Below are 15,623 nucleotides of genomic sequence, written 5' to 3' on the forward strand. Positions count from 1 at the left end.
GTGTCCGTCATCGTCATGCTCGCCGTCGCGTGGGTCAGCGCCGGAGTCGGCCTGGCGAACGCGCTAGAAGTCAGCGCGCTTGTTCACGCCGAACGGGACTGGATCGGGGCCGGCGCGCACACCGTCATCGTCGAGCCCGGAAACGCCGAGGGAGACGCCGCGATCGACGTCGCCGCGTGCGACCGCCTCGCCCAGATCGACGGCATCAACGCAGCGTTTGCCGTGAACCCGACCGTCGAGGCCGCCACCGCCGCCCACGCGCCCGGCACCCGCGCGACGCTCACCCGTGTGTCCCCCGGAGTGTTCGCCTTCTTCAGCCTTCCCGCACCGGCTGGCGGCGCAGTGCTGGCTACGGCCGACACGCTCGGACCGCTGGGCCTGCGCGACGGAGACACCACTGCTCTCGCCGTTACGACGTACGACGGAACCGCCACAACCGCCACCGGCACCGTTGCCGTGAGCGAAGTCGACTCCCCCGCGCTCGGTGACGACCTGAGCGGCACGTGGATGCTGCCCGACCTGCACACCGGGAACGCCGCTCAGTGCTACGTGACAGCCGACGCAGCTCACCAGGGCGCCGTGCAGGCCTACCTGTCCGAAGCGCTCGCCGCCCCCGACGGGACACCTGCCGTTGTCCGCGAGCGCCTGTCGGACAGCGGGTACGGACTGAACTTCGCCACCGCGTACACCGGTCGGCCGCTGGCGTGGGCGTGGGCGGCCGCGGCGGTGTTCCTCACCTCGTTGTGGGCAATCATCGCCTGGACGCGACGCAGCCGCGTGGCGGTGTACGCGACGTTCGGGGCTCACCGGCGTGCCCGCATGGTGTTGCAGGTCACTGAGTGGGCACTGCTGTCGTTGATCGCGGCTGCGTGGGGTTGGGGCATCGCAGTCACGTTCGCGCTCGGTCTCGACGCTGACGTCAGGACAACGCTGGTGCAGGTCACGGGGCATGTCATTGCGACGTGGTCGGGCGCAACGCTCGGCGTCCTGGTGGTCAGCCTGTTGCCGGTCGGGACGTTGCTCGATGCGTTGAAGGACCGGTCCTGACCGGTACCCGCTCCGCCGGGGGCAGACGCCCGCCGCTTCGGCGTCGGCTCGGGGCCTTTCGGCTCTGGTCGGGCGGGAGAGGGCGCGCTGAGCTGGTGAGAGCACTTCTGACAGGAGGCGCGGTCATGGTGGTGACACGCAGCGGTCGGGCGGTTCTCGCGACTTCTGGTGGGCATCGTCCGCGACCGAGTGGCGGACGTAGATGCCGCATTCTTCGCTCGTGTGGTTGAAGCCGCACCACGCGATGACACCCAGAGCCATCTGGAGACCCGTCGAGCCACTGGCAACCATGTTTGGCTGAGCCAGCCATTCGCGCCCGAATCCATCTCCCGTTTCACAACAATCGCTGACAAGAGTCACGACAATAGTGACTGCCGTCCGTGGTGGTGGGGCGGCGCCCAGCGACCTGACCGGGAGAACACATGACGTTGCTCACTCGACGATCGATCACCTACGCGACCGCTGCTGCAGTGTTGATCATCGCCCCCGCCCTACCGGCACACGCGGAAACCAACCCGTCAGAACGACCCGCACACGTGGTCGAAGCGGAGCGCCGAGCTCCCCTGCCGCCTCTCGATGGCACCTTTCCCGAAGTTGTTCACCTGACGCTTCCGCCGGTGCCCGACGGCATGCTGAGATCAGCCGAGGCTCTCGCCGAGGCCTTCGCGACCGACCCCCAGGTCGCCTCGGTGGGGATCGCAGAGGACCGGTCTGCGATCGAGATCTACTGGCACGGCGAGCGCTCGTCGCGACTCGATGCGGCCATCGCGGCGACCGATCAGCCTGTTGCCGTCTTGGCGAGTCGCTACTCGCCTGCGGACCTCCGCTCGACCGCCGCGGCCCTGCTCGAAGGGTCGCGGGTGTGCCCGTTGCGCGCGCGGCCGTCGAGCCCGACGGGTCGGGCTTGAACGTCTCGCTATCGACGCCCGTGGGAAACGCGGCCCGTCGAGAGGCCGGCGCCTCAGAGTCGGCGCGCAAGACCCGAGTGACGGACGTCGCGGGCGTGCCAGTGACGTTCTCCGAGGCGCCCATTCAGGCTCTCGCGACAGAGCGACACGGCCCACATTGCTGGCGCTCGCATCCACCAGTTCAATATCGCAACAAGCCAGATCGTGAACAGGTGCACGAGTGCTTTCGCGGTGATCAGACCGGAGACGGGCGTCAAGGGTCAACTCACCGCAGCACACTGTGGCGCGGTCGGGAGTACGTGGGTGGTCCACAATGGAGTGGCTGGCAGCAACTCGTACTACATGCTCGGTCAGATGACCCATCGCGACACCTGGTACGACGGTGCCGTGCTGGGCACGACGACCTCCTACCCGTACATGTACACGGGGGCGTGGAACTCCGATACCTACACACCGATCAACGGGCTGGCATCGCCGGTGATCGGCACGGAGATCTGCTACTCCGGATCGTTCTCGGGCCTGCAATGCGGCAACATCGTCACCCATAGCGAGAGCCAGGTCGACTACGGCGTCCAGATTTCGTGGGCATTCACGACGGTGAACAGCGCGGGCCTCGCGACCGTCGGGCAGGGCGACAGCGGCGGTCCTGGCTATGTGCTGACGAGTACCGGATCAGGGTACAAGCGCTATGCGGCCACGATCATCTCGGGGATTGCGAATGGGACCGGGACCTGCATGGGCGACGTTTACCCGGGACGCCTCTGCAGTGCCATGGCATTCAGCACCTCTGTGTCGGGAGCCCTTGGCTCGACCGGCTGGGCGCTTCAGGTTCTGCCGTAGCGTCACAACTAGGTGTGGTCACCCCAGTCGGTCGAGGGGTGACCACACCTAGTCAGTCGATGGCGGCCACCACGCTGACCAGTGACGACGCGATGCTCTCGGTAACACAATCGACTACACGCTCGACGTCACTCCTGGTCGCGTCGTCCGCTAGGCGAAAGGAGCCACCGGCCGATGGCGCCGACGCCGTCTGAATTGCCGCTTCCACAGCCTCATCCGCCGCGCAGTTTCGGGCGCTACTGGGATCAGTCGCGATCCGCACCGTCCACGGTCCTTGGGCCGGGATGTTGACCGCCCGGGATTGGCTACTGACGATGACCAGAGAGCTCGCGACGGCGACGCCTGCCACTCCGACGATCAGCCATCTGCGTCGCATTGCCACGTCAACACCTCCAGTGGTATTGCTCGGCGCCCTCAGTTTCAGTCACCCGACGGTTATGACACGACGCCGCGGCTCGTCCAAGCCATTATGCCCGCCCTTTGCGACGCCGGGCGCGATCAAGGCAACGACTGACCAGACCACCTAGTTGGTCTGCCCCTTGTTCGGTGGAGTCGGGTTCCTGGATTCTCGTGTCCACCTGCCCCCTGGGGAGGGGCTGTGGGACGACGTGGGTATCCGCCGGAGTTCCGGCGCAAGGTGCTCGATCTGGTCGCGTCTGGTCGCAGGGTCGTCGACGTCGCACGTGACCTGGAGATCAGCGACCAGACGATCTACACCTGGCTGCGCCAGGAGCGCATCGACCGGGGTGTCGAGGCGGGGTTGACGAGCCCCGAACGGGCCGAGCTGTCTGCGGCCCGGCGACGGATCGCGCAGCTGGAGGCCGAGCTGGCGATTCACCGCCGCGCCAGTGAGCTGTTGGGGAAGGTGGTGCCCCCAAAAGGCGGTTCGAGGCCATCGCGGTGATGGCCGAGGAGGGGATGGCGGTGCAGGCCGCGACTCGGGTGCTGGAGGTCACCGTCTCGGGGTGTTACGCCTGGCGGCGGCGCGGGCCAACCGCACGGCAGGTGCGCCACGCTCTGCTGACTGAGACGATCCGTCAGGTCCGCGTCGCCTCGCGCGGGACCTACGGCTACCGGCGGGTGCATGCCGAACTGCGACTCGGGCACGGCCTGCTCGTCGCGCACGGCACCGTGGAGATGCTGATGGCCCGCGCCGGGCTGCGCGGGATCACCGGGCGGCCCAAGTGGCGTCGGGCGAGACCCGACCTGATCTCCTCCGACCTCGTCGACCGTCGCTTCGCTCGTGACGGCGTCGACCAGCTGTGGGTCACCGACATCACCGAGCACCCGACCCGCGAAGGGAAGGTCTACTGCGCCGTCGTGCTCGACGTGTGCTCCAGGCGCGTGGTTGGCTGGTCGATCGACGCCTCACCGACCGCGGCGCTGGTCACCAACGCCCTGGGTATGGCCATCGACTCCCGGCGCCCGCCGGCCGGCACGATCATCCACTCCGACCACGGCGTCCAGTTCGGGTCCTGGGCGTTCACCACCCGCGCGAAGCAGTCCGGGCTCGTGCCCTCGATGGGCTCGATCGGCGATTTCTACGTCAACGCCGTCATCGAGTCATTCTGGTCACGCATGCAGGTCGAACTGCTCGACCGGCACCGCTGGCGCACCCGTCTCGAGCTCGCGAATGCGATATTCGACTACCTCGAGATCTTCCACAACCGCCGCCGCCGACACTCCGCACTCGGCTGGCTCACGCCCGTAGAGTTCGAGAACCGATCAACCATCACCGTGGCCTGAGAATCCAGCCACCCGGCTCCACGAAACCCGGGGCACACCAGAGCCTCCATGGAAGCCGGGGCGGTTCATGCTCCGTCGGGATGGGTATGCCAGTCCCCCACCCACACCGCACCCGTCTGATCCCACGCTTCGGCCGCGAGTTGCTGGGCGTGCTTCAGATCGCGTAGAAGAATCGCGCGCTGCGCGTAGCGAGCGGACCTGGCCCACCAGCGGTGACGATGTGTGTCTCGTTGAGGCGTGGCCTGTCGTGTCCGAGCAGGATGCCGCCCGTCTCGAGGTCTCCCCCGTGTGCCGCCTCATCGACGATCGCCGCGAGGACGCTTTGACTCATTGAGACCCGCCACGATCCTGGGGCGGTACCGCGATCAGGTGCAGGTGGGACAGTCACGGCGCGGTGGTGTGGGTGCGTGCCACGTGACGTGGGCCGAGCGTTCTGAGCCGAATGGCGCGGCGAGATCGATCCCGGCTCGAAGTGAGAGCACCGCGTGCGCGCCGGGCAGCCGGTGCTCGCCACAACCGGACGCTTCGAGCATTGTCGAGATGGCGACCTTCGCGGCGAACTCGCCGACCATCCAAAGATCCGGCCTCACGGGCGCGCACTTCCCCGAGAGCCGTGTCGCCGAGTCGAGCGACGCGGCTCTCGTCGTCTCCCCGAAGTCAGCGCAGGAGCAGCGGCGCCACGCGGTAGCCGCCGAACGGCGCGAGCGACCGGACGCGCGGCCGCTGCGGGTCGGGCTCGACCGCGGTCGTGGCGCCGAGGACGGCGCGGACGAGCGCGCGCAGCTCGAGCGTCGCCAGCGGCCGTCCGGGGCAGACGTGCTTCCCGGTCCCCCACACGAGGTTGTCTGCCGCGTGCCCGAGCGGGTCCAGCTCGTCCGGGTCGCCGAAGACGGCGGGGTCGCGGTTCGCGGCGGTCCAGCTGAGGACGACCGTGTCGCCCGGCGCGATCCGCCGGTCGCGCACCGTCACGGGCTCGAGGGCGACGCGACGGTTGCTGACGAACGGGTCGTCGAGCCGCAGGACCTCGTCGAGCACCGCGTCCAGGTCACCGTCGGGCACACCCGCACGCACCCGCGCCTGCAGGTCGGGGTGGTCGGCCAGGTACGTGAGGACGACCCCGGCGCACAGTGCCATCGAGCCGAGGTCGCCGCCCGTCCAGTTGCGCAGGATCGAGACGATCTCGGCGTCCGTCAGCGCGCGGCCGTCGACGGTCTCGCGCACGAGCTCCGTCGTGACGTCGGCGGGTGCCGCGGCGCCCGCGAGGCGACGCGCGTCGGTGAGGCCCCGGATGATCGCGTCGAACCGCCGGGCGACCTCCGCGGTGCGGGCACGGTCGCGCGAGCGGGCCGCCGCACGGTTGTCCGCGACCCACCGCAGCAGGTCGTCCTCCAGCTCCGCCGGCCAGCCCAGCCACGCGCTCTGGGCGCGCACCGCGAAGCGCGCGCCCAGCGCGACGGCGTCGACGGCACCCGGGACCGGGGTCTGCGACACCAGGTCGACCGCGACCCGCGTCACCTCCGGCGCCAGCGCACGGATGCGGTCGGGCGTGAAGTAGCGGTCGACGACCGCGCGGAACGTCGTGTGCGTCGCACCGTCGAGGCCGTTGGGCACCTGCAGGTGCCGGGAGACCGCGTTGGAGAACGTGTCGTGGTCGCGGGCCGCTCGCACGACGTCGGCGTGGGTGAAGAGCGTCCACGCGCCGTCGGCGCCGCGCGCGACGGGGCAGCGCTCGCGCAGCTCGTCGTACGCCGCGCGCGCGTCGCGGCTGACCCGCGGGCCGCGCGGGTTCCAGTCCGCCACGAAAGCTCCGGCGCCCCGAGGGTCGGGCGGAGCTCCCGGCTCGTCGCGCGCGCGCTCGTCCCAGGGGAGGTGCTCGGTCACCCGACCCATAGTGGCCGACTTCTGGCCGACTTCTGGCCGACTCCTGGCCGACTCCTGGCCGACTCCTGGCCGACTCCTGGCCGACTCCTGGCCGACTCCTGGCCGAGGCGGCGCGGACCGCGAGGCGAGCCGTCAGCGGGTCGTGGTCGGCAGGTCCGCGGGCGCGCGGTCGGTCAGGTCGGCGGGCGTGCCGTCGGTCCGGTCGGCAGGTGCGCCGTCGGTCAGGTCCGCGGGCCCGGCCACGGGTACGGGTTCGGGTACAGGTACGTTCACGGGCGCCGTCGCGCGGCTCGGCCAGAGCGAGACGGCTGCGATCGTCGCGGCGCCCGACACGCCGGCGAGCAGCAGCGCTGCGCCGGTGAGGCCGACCGCGCCGAGCCACCCGGCGAGCGGGTAGGTCACGAGCCAGCAGGCGTGCGACAGCGAGAACTGCGCGGCGAACGCGGCGGCCCGGTCGTCCTCGGGGAGGTCGCGCACGATCAGCCGGCCCATGGGCACCTCGGCGCACGCCCAGGCGGCCCCGACCGCGAGCCACAGCAGGCCGACGGCGACGAGGCCGACGCCGGGCGCGCGCAGCGCGAGCGGGACGAGCGCGGTCGCGATCGTGAGGGCGGCGGCCCCGCCGAGCATGACGGTGCGGTCGGGCACGCGGCGCAGGACCCGCGGCAGCAGCAGGGCCGCGGTCATCGAGCCGGCGCCGTTCACGGCGAGCAGCACGGCCACGACCACGTCGCCCTGCTGGAACGTCGAGCGGGCGATGACGACCGTCTGCACCAGGACGTACGCCCCGGCGGCCGCGACGGCGAGGTTGAGCGCGAGCAGCGGGCGAAGCGTGGGGGTCCGGGCCATGAGTGCGACGCCGTGCCGCACGCGCGCGCCGAGCGGCAGCTCGGCGAACCCTGCGTCGGTGTCGGACGACCGAGCAGTGCGCCCGAGGGCCAGGGACGCGACGAGGACCGCCGAGGCGGCGAACCCGATCCCGGTGCCGACGAACAGCGCGTGCGACGAGACGACGAGCAGGAGCACCGCGGCGAGGACGGGCGACAGCACCATCTCGAGGTCGTCGGCGAGCCGGGCCAGCGAGAGCGCCTGCGTGTACTCGCGCTCGTCGGGCAGGACGTCCGGGACGAGCGCCTGCCACGTCGGGGTGTGCGTGGCCGAGGCGGCCTGCAGCACGAAGACCAGCACGTACACCTGCCAGGTCGCACCGACGAACGGCAGGCACAGCGCGACGACGGCCCGGACCACGTCGGCGGACACGAGGACGGCGCGCCGGGGCAGCCGAACGACGAGGGCCGCGGCCAGCGGGGCGACGACGACGTACGCGACCATCTTGATCGCGAAGACCGTACCGAGGACCTGCCCGGCCCGCTCCCCCGCGACGTCGTACGCGAGCAGGCCGAGGGCGACCGTCGCGAGGCCGGTACCGGCGAGGGAGACGACCTGCGCGGTGAACAGCCGCCGGAACGTGGGGTGGGCGAGCGGGCTCACGGTGTCGGCGCCGCCCGGTGGTGCTCCGGGACGTCGTCCAGCGCGTGCTGCGCCTGGTAGACCGCCTGCGTGACGAGTGTCCGGGCGTGCTCGTCGACGAGCGAGTAGAAGACGCGGTTGCCGTCCTGCCGGCTCTTGACGATGCGGCCCCAGCGCAGCTTCGCGAGGTGCTGCGACACGGACGTCGGGGACTTGTCGACGATGTCGGCGAGGTGGTTGACGGACAGCTCGTCGTCGCGCAGGGCGAGGATGATCCGCACGCGCGTCGCGTCGGCGAGCAGGGAGAACACCTCGACGGCGAGGTCGACGTCCTGGGAGTCCACGGCGACCGTGTATTCCTGCGCATCTTCATGCATGCGCAGATAGTAGCGCGGTCTCGTGGTCACGCCGAGACCGATGCGGTCGTCCGAACTTCCGTCTTCGCAGGTCAGGCGGTCGAAAGTTCCGAGACCGTCCTCACACGGCCTCGACTTCCCCCGGGACCAGACGCCCCCGTACGGTCGGCGCTGCGCTGGAGCAGCCCCGCTCGCACTCCCCGGTGGACGCCGTGCGGAGGCGCGCCGACGGCCTCCGGCAGCCCGACCGGAAGGCCCGCATGTCGCCCCTGACGCTGCTCCTGATCGCGTTCAGCCTGTCCGCCGACGCGTTCGCCGTCGCGCTCGGCAAGGGCCTGCACATCCGGCGGCTCACCGTCCGCGACACCGCCGCGATCGCCGTCGCGTTCGGCGCGTTCCAGGGCCTCATGCCCGTCCTCGGCTGGTTCCTCGGCGTCCACCTCCAGGGGAGCGTGTCGAGGGCGCCGGACGCCGGGGGCGGCGGGGGTGCGGGACGGGCGGACGTCGTCGTCATGCCCACCCACGGTGCCAGGCCGCGACGGTTCCGTCCAGGAGAAGGAAGTCGATCCTTCCGTCGTGAACGCGGTCCCACGGGGGGCCGCGACGGGCGATTCGCCTGGTCCGGCAGAGAACTTCTGCGGTACCAGGCATCCGCCCGCACGACGGCGTGGTCGACCGACGGCTTCCGGAAGCGGGAAGAAGCCCGGAACTTCACGCTCCCCCACCGGCCTCCCCCGGCCGAGCGTGCCCCACGGTGGAGGTGCGGGGCCGACGGCGGACATACCGCCCGCCGCCCCGCACCACGCCTCGCGAGACGCACCGCGAGCACGACCGAAGGATCCGGGAGGACCCGATGAGCACCGCCACCGACCCCGCTCCCCGCACGACGACGCTGCCCGGCGACCGCACGCAGACCGCGGCCGACCTGGAGACGGTCTGGGCGACCGACCCGCGCTGGGCCGGCATCCGCCGGACCCACTCCGCGCAGGACGTCGTCGCGCTGCGCGGGTCGGTCGGCGAGGAGCACACGCTCGCGCGTCGCGGCGCCCGCCGCCTGTGGGACCTGCTGCACCAGCGGACGCACGTCCCCGCGCTCGGGGCGCTCACCGGCAACCAGGCCGTGCAGCAGGTCCGGGCCGGGCTGGAGGCGATCTACCTGTCCGGCTGGCAGGTGGCCGCCGACGCCAACCTGTCCGGCCAGACGTACCCCGACCAGAGCCTCTACCCCGCCAACTCCGTGCCCGCCGTCGTCCGTCGCATCAACAACGCGCTGCTGCGCGCCGACCAGGTCGAGGTCGCCGAGCACGGCCGGGCGTCGCGCGACTGGCTCGCGCCGGTCGTCGCCGACGCCGAGGCAGGGTTCGGCGGCCCGCTCAACGCCTACGAGCTCATGCACGCGATGATCGCGGCGGGCGCGGCGGGCGTGCACTGGGAGGACCAGCTCGCGGCGGAGAAGAAGTGCGGCCACCTGGGCGGCAAGGTGCTCGTCCCGACGGCCCAGCACGTCCGGACGCTGTCCGCGGCGCGGCTCGCGGCAGACGTCGCCGACGTGCCGAGCGTCATCGTCGCGCGCACCGACTCCCTCGGCGCGGACCTGCTGACGAGCGACGCCGACGAGCGCGACCACCCGTTCCTCACGGGCGAGCGCACCCCGGAGGGCTACCACCGGGTGCGGCCCGGCCTGGACGCCGTCGTCGCCCGCGCCGACGCGTACGCGCCCTTCGCGGACCTGCTGTGGGTCGAGACGTCGACGCCCGACCTGGCCCTCGCGATCGAGTTCGCCGAGCGCATCCACGAGAAGCACCCCGGCAAGCTCCTCGCGTACAACTGCTCGCCGTCGTTCCACTGGCGCCGCCACCTGGACGACGCGCAGATCGCGCGGTTCCAGCGCGACCTCGCGGGCTACGGGTACGCGTTCCAGTTCGTCACGCTGGCCGGCTTCCACGCGCTCAACCACTCGATGTTCGACCTGGCCAGCGGCTACGCGCAGCGCGGCATGAGCGCGTACGTCGACCTGCAGCAGGCCGAGATCGCGGCCGAGGCCGCCGGCTACACCGCGACCCGCCACCAGCGCGAGGTCGGCACGGGGTACTTCGACCGGGTCGCCACCGCGATCACGCCCGACGCCTCGACGCTCGCGCTCGCCGGCTCCACCGAGACGGCCCAGTTCACCCACTGACCCCTGACCCGCGCGGCCCCGCCGCGCCCGCACCCGGAGGTGCACCATGACCATCCTCACCCCCGCCCGCGCCCCGCTGACGGGACCCGTCGTCCAGCCGCACCTCGAGATCGTGGGCCCGGACGTCCCCGGCTCCGCGCAGATCCTCACGCCCGAGGCGCTGGACTTCGTCGCCGACCTGCACACCCTGTTCGGCACGCGCCGGATCCTGCTGCTGCGCGAGCGCCAGCTGCGCCGCGACCGCATCGCGAACGGCGCCGACCCCGGCTTCCTCCCGCTGACCGCGGGCGTGCGGGCGGACCGCACGTGGCGCGTCGCCGGACCGGGTCCCGGCCTGGAGGACCGTCGGGTCGAGATCACCGGCCCGACCGACCGCAAGACGACCGTCAACGCCCTCAACTCCGGCGCGCGCGTCTGGCTCGCCGACCTGGAGGACGCGACCAGCCCCACCTGGGAGCACGTCGTCGGCGGCCAGCACAGCCTGTACGACGCGATCCGCGGCGACGCGGACTTCACGTCGCCCGACGGCAAGGAGTACCGGGTCGGCGAGCAGACGCCGACGATCGTGTTCCGCCCGCGCGGCTGGCACCTCGCCGAGAAGCACGTCGAGCACGTCGACCGGGCCGGCCAGCGCTACGGCGCGTCCGCGTCGCTCGTCGACGCGGGCCTCTACCTGTTCCACAACGCGCAGGCGCTGGTCGACGGCGGCCGCGGCCCGTACCTGTACCTGCCGAAGATCGAGAACCACTACGAGGCGCGGCTGTGGGACGAGGTGTTCCGGTTCACCGAGGCGTACCTGGGTCTGCGGCACGGCACGATCCGCGCGACGGTCCTCATCGAGACCATCACGGCCGCGTTCGAGATGGAGGAGATCCTCTACGAGCTGCGCGACCACTGCGCGGGCCTCAACGCGGGCCGCTGGGACTACATCTTCAGCGTCGTCAAGACGTTCCGGTCCCGCGGTCGCCGCTGGATCCTTCCCGACCGCTCCCGCGTGACGATGACCGTGCCGTTCATGCGGGCGTACACCGACCTGCTGGTCGCGACGTGCCACCGGCGCGGCGCGCAGGCGATCGGCGGCATGAGCGCGTTCGTCCCGAACCGTCGCGACCCGGAGGCCAACGAGCGGGCGTTCGCGCAGGTCCGGGCCGACAAGCAGCGCGAGGCGGACCAGGGCTTCGACGGGACGTGGGTCGCGCACCCCGACCTCGTGCCCGTCGCGCGGGCCGTCTTCGACGAGGCGCTCGGCGAGCGCACCGACCAGCGTGACCGGCTGCGCGACGACGTCGAGGTGAGCGCGGCGGACCTGCTCGACGTCGCGTCGGCGGGCGGCTGCGAGCCCGGCGCCATCACCGACGCGGGCCTGCGGACCAACCTGTCCGTCGCGGTCCGCTACCTGGAGGCGTGGCTGCGCGGCACCGGTGCCGTCGCGATCGACGGGCTCATGGAGGACGCCGCGACCGCGGAGATCTCCCGGTCGCAGGTGTGGCAGTGGGTGCACCACGGCGTCACGACGGACTCGGGCACGACGGTCGACGCCGCGCACGTCCGGGCCGTCCTCGCCGACGTCCTGGCCGGCCTGCCGCGCACCGCCGACGACCGGTTCGACGACGCGGCCGCGCTGTTCGAGGAGGTCGCGCTGGGCGAGGCGTTCCCGACGTTCCTCACCGTCCCGGCCTACGCGCAGCACCTGGTCACCCGCGCCTGACGCCGACGCGCCGGGGGACGTGCCGTTCGTGCACGTCCCCCGGCGTCAGTCGGTGCCGGGGTCTGCGGCGGCGTCACGCGAGGCGCGGTCGACGTCCCGGCTCGGCGGAGGCGATCATGAGCGACGTCGCGGCGATACTGACGGGCATGGACCGCCACGACGGCGCCCGGCAGCGGACGGAGCGGGCCGCGCGCGAGCACGTCGCCGCGTTCAACGCCCACGACACCGCACGCCTGCTGGCCGGGTTCACCGCGGACGCCCGGTGGGCCACCGGGCAGGACGTGTTCGTCGGGACCGCGGCGCTGGCAGACGTGTTCGACGCGGGCCTGTGGGCGCTCGACCCCGCCCTGGAGGTCCTCTCCTTGGTCGTCGGCGAGGACCGCGCCGCGGCCGAGCTCCGCGAGACGCTGACGTTCGACGGCGAGGTCCGGACGTTCACGGTCGCGGTGTTCCTCGACGTCGACGGCGATGGTCTGATCCGGCGCGGGCGCGTCTACCGCGAGGGCTCCGCAGACCTCGACTGACCGCCTGCGCGGCAGCGCCTGGGACCCAGGTCCCAGGCCTCCCACCTGCAGGTTTCCCGAGTTTCCCCCCGCTGACCTGGCCTCAGGACCTTCGGCTCAGTCATCCGACGAATCGCCCCCCTAGCGTCGAAGACGTCAACGGCGACGACTCCAGCAACCGCCGGGAGGCCACTCCCGAGCACTGACCAGGGGAGCCCTACGGTGACTGTCACCGAGTCCAGCACGACCCGCACGACCAAGGCCAAGAAGGCCCCCGCGACCGCGCCCGAGGCGCCGGCCGCTCCCGCCCCGGCGCTCTCCGAGGACCAGGTCGCCTCCGCGATCGACGCACTCGTCGCCAACGCGACGAAGGCGCTCGCGGAGTACGCGCGGTTCACGCAGGAGGACGTCGACCGCTTCGTCAAGAAGGGTTCGGTCGCGGCGCTCGACCAGCACGGCCACCTCGCGAAGCTCGCGGTCGAGGAGACCGGGCGCGGCGTGTTCGAGGACAAGGCCGTCAAGAACATCTTCGCGTGCGAGCACGTGACGAACTCGATGGCCGACCTCAAGACCGTGGGCGTCATCGCCCGCGACGAGCTGCGCGGCATCACCGAGATCGCCGAGCCCGTCGGCGTCGTCTGCGGCGTCACCCCGGTCACGAACCCGACGTCGACGGCGATCTTCAAGTCGCTCATCGCGCTCAAGACCCGCAACCCGATCATCTTCGCGTTCCACCCGGGCGCGCAGGCGTCCTCGGTCGCGGCCGCGAAGGTCGTGCGGGACGCGGCCGTCGCCGCGGGTGCCCCCGAGCACTGCATCCAGTGGGTCGAGACGCCGAGCATCGCGGCGACCAACATGCTGATGAACCACCCGGGCGTGGCGCTCATCCTCGCGACCGGCGGCAACGCGATGGTCCGCGCGGCCTACTCCTGTGGCAAGCCGGCCCTCGGGGTCGGCGCGGGCAACGTCCCGGCCTACATCGAGAAGTCGGCCAAGCTCAAGCGGGCCGTCAACGACGTCGTCCTGTCCAAGGCGTTCGACAACGGCATGATCTGCGCGTCCGAGCAGGCCGTCATCCTCGACGACGAGATCTACGACGCCGCGATGGCGGAGTTCAAGGTCCTGCACGCCTACCTGGCGACCCCCGCCGAGAAGACGCTGCTCGAGCAGTTCATCTTCGGCGTCGAGGCGCAGGGCACCAACTGCGGCGAGGCGAAGCTCAACCCGACGGTCGTCGGCAAGTCGCCGCAGTGGATCGCCGAGCAGGCCGGCTTCACGGTCCCCGCGGACACCTCGATCATCCTCGCGGAGGTCGACGGCGTCGGCCCGCAGGAGCCGCTGACGCGCGAGAAGCTCGCCCCCGTCCTCGCGGTGCTGCGCGCCACGACGACCGAGCAGGGCATCACGCTCGCCGAGCAGATGGTGGAGTTCGACGGCCTCGGCCACTCCGCCGCGATCCACACCCGCGACGACGCCCTCACCGAGAAGTTCGGCAGCCGCGTCAAGGCCGTCCGCGTCATCGCGAACGCGCCCTCGTCGCTCGGCGGCATCGGCGACATCTACAACGCGTTCATCCCGTCGCTCACGCTGGGCTGCGGCTCGTACGGCCACAACTCGGTCTCCAACAACGTCTCGGCGGTGAACCTCATCAACGTCAAGCGCGTCGGCCGGCGCAACAACAACCTGCAGTGGTTCAAGGTCCCGGCCAAGACGTACTTCGAGCCGAACGCGATCCGCTACCTGCAGGACATGCCCGAGGTCGAGCGCGTCACGATCGTCACCGACGCGACGATGACCACCTTGGGCTTCGTCGACAAGATCATCGACGTCCTCAACCGCCGCCCCGGCAAGGTCGCCCTGCAGATCATCGACCAGGTCGAGCCCGAGCCGTCGGTCCGCACCGTGCAGAACGGCGCCGCGCAGATGCGCCACTTCCGCCCGGACACGATCATCGCGCTCGGCGGCGGCTCGCCGATGGACGCCGCGAAGGTCATGTGGCTGCTGTACGAGCACCCGGAGATCAACTTCTCCGACCTCAAGCAGAAGTTCTTCGACGTCCGCAAGCGTGCGTTCAAGTTCCCCGTGCTGGGTGAGCTCGCGCAGCTCGTCTGCATCCCGACGACGTCGGGCACGGGCGCCGAGGTCACGCCGTTCGCGGTCATCTCCGACCCCGACGCGGGCAAGAAGTACCCGCTCGCCGACTACGCGCTGACGCCGACGGTCGCGATCATCGACCCGGTCCTCACGGCCAAGATGCCCCCGTCGCTCGCGGCGGACTCCGGCTTCGACGCCCTGACGCACGCGACCGAGGCGTACGTGTCGGTCTACGCGAACGACTTCACGGACGGCATGGCGCTGCAGGCGATCCGCCTGATCTTCGACAACCTCGCGACGTCGGTCAACGGCGCCCCCGAGGACCCCGCCACGAAGGACGCGCGGGAGAAGATGCACAACGCCGGGACGATCGCGGGCATGAGCTTCGGCAACGCGTTCCTCGGGATCGTGCACGCCATGGCGCACGTCGTCGGCTCGACGCACCACCTGGTGCACGGCCGCACGAACGCGACGCTGCTGCCGCACGTCATCCGCTACAACGGCACCGTCCCGACCAAGCTCACGAGCTGGCCGAAGTACGAGCACTACGTCGCCCCGGAGCGGTTCCAGCAGATCGCGCAGATGCTCGGCCTGCCCGCCGCCACCCCGGCGCAGGGTGTCGAGTCCTACGCGCTGGCCGTCGAGGCGCTGCGTGCGAAGGTCGGCATCCCGGCCTCGTTCCAGGGCCAGGGCGTGTCCGAGCAGGAGTTCATGAGCCGCCTCGACGAGGTCGCCATGGGCGCCTACGAGGACCAGTGCGCTCCCGCCAACCCGCGCATGCCGATGATCGACGACATGAAGGACCTGATGACCGCGGCCTACTACGGCACGTCGCTGGAGGACGTCCGTTCCCGCCGCAGCGAGCAGCAGGAGGCCTGACCTCCCGCGCGT

At 71.2% G+C, this 15,623-nt stretch carries 10 protein-coding genes and 1 pseudogene; 8 read left to right on the forward strand and 3 right to left on the reverse strand.

What is annotated here, in order from left to right; all coding sequences use genetic code 11:
* The 4 genes and pseudogenes from CBZ_RS07430 to CBZ_RS07445 all read left to right on the forward strand — a co-directional run bounded on the left by CBZ_RS07430 (nt 1) and on the right by CBZ_RS07445 (nt 4,541).
* Nucleotides 1-1,047, forward strand: coding sequence for a hypothetical protein (locus CBZ_RS07430; protein WP_130780942.1), 1,047 nt, complete (start codon nt 1-3; stop codon nt 1,045-1,047).
* Nucleotides 1,048-1,469: 422 nt separating this feature from the next.
* Nucleotides 1,470-1,955 (forward strand): hypothetical protein, encoded by a 486-nt coding sequence (locus tag CBZ_RS07435; RefSeq protein WP_130780943.1) that lies wholly within the window; start codon nt 1,470-1,472, stop codon nt 1,953-1,955.
* Between the two features lie 354 nt (nt 1,956-2,309).
* Nucleotides 2,310-2,795: a chymotrypsin family serine protease gene (locus CBZ_RS07440; protein ID WP_130780944.1), complete on the forward strand. Its 486-nt coding sequence runs from the start codon at nt 2,310-2,312 to the stop codon at nt 2,793-2,795.
* Nucleotides 2,796-3,393: 598 nt separating this feature from the next.
* Nucleotides 3,394-4,541, forward strand: a pseudogene (locus CBZ_RS07445) (IS3 family transposase).
* Between the two features lie 657 nt (nt 4,542-5,198).
* Here the strand turns inward: CBZ_RS07445 and CBZ_RS07450 are convergent.
* The 3 genes from CBZ_RS07450 to CBZ_RS07460 all read right to left on the reverse strand — a co-directional run bounded on the left by CBZ_RS07450 (nt 5,199) and on the right by CBZ_RS07460 (nt 8,269).
* Nucleotides 5,199-6,422 (reverse strand): cytochrome P450, encoded by a 1,224-nt coding sequence (locus tag CBZ_RS07450; protein ID WP_246013132.1) that lies wholly within the window; start codon nt 6,420-6,422, stop codon nt 5,199-5,201.
* Between the two features lie 132 nt (nt 6,423-6,554).
* Nucleotides 6,555-7,913 carry an MFS transporter gene (locus CBZ_RS07455; protein WP_130780946.1) on the reverse strand — a complete coding sequence of 453 codons (1,359 nt, stop codon included), beginning with the start codon at nt 7,911-7,913 and terminating at the stop codon, nt 6,555-6,557.
* Nucleotides 7,910-8,269, reverse strand: a complete 360-nt coding sequence (locus CBZ_RS07460) for an ArsR/SmtB family transcription factor (RefSeq protein WP_130780947.1) — start codon at nt 8,267-8,269, stop codon at nt 7,910-7,912. Before CBZ_RS07460 ends, CBZ_RS07455 begins: the two co-directional genes overlap by 4 nt.
* A gap of 832 nt (nt 8,270-9,101) precedes the next feature.
* On the opposite strand from CBZ_RS07460, the gene aceA reads away from it, so the two are divergent.
* From aceA to adhE, 4 genes are all read left to right on the forward strand, one after another.
* Entirely contained in the window at nt 9,102-10,427 is a 1,326-nt protein-coding gene (gene aceA / locus CBZ_RS07470) for an isocitrate lyase (protein ID WP_130780948.1), read from the forward strand.
* A gap of 46 nt (nt 10,428-10,473) precedes the next feature.
* Nucleotides 10,474-12,135, forward strand: a complete 1,662-nt coding sequence (gene aceB, locus CBZ_RS07475) for a malate synthase A (protein WP_130780949.1) — start codon at nt 10,474-10,476, stop codon at nt 12,133-12,135.
* A gap of 116 nt (nt 12,136-12,251) precedes the next feature.
* Nucleotides 12,252-12,659 carry a nuclear transport factor 2 family protein gene (locus CBZ_RS07480; RefSeq protein ID WP_130780950.1) on the forward strand — a complete coding sequence of 136 codons (408 nt, stop codon included), beginning with the start codon at nt 12,252-12,254 and terminating at the stop codon, nt 12,657-12,659.
* 201 nt (nt 12,660-12,860) lie between these two features.
* The gene (gene adhE, locus CBZ_RS07485; RefSeq protein WP_174768645.1) at nt 12,861-15,611 is read left to right on the forward strand and encodes a bifunctional acetaldehyde-CoA/alcohol dehydrogenase; all 2,751 of its coding nucleotides are present in this window, start codon (nt 12,861-12,863) and stop codon (nt 15,609-15,611) included.
* Nucleotides 15,612-15,623: the final 12 nt, after the last annotated feature.

This window comes from Cellulomonas biazotea, from assembly GCF_004306155.1.
GTDB lineage: Bacteria > Actinomycetota > Actinomycetes > Actinomycetales > Cellulomonadaceae > Cellulomonas > Cellulomonas biazotea.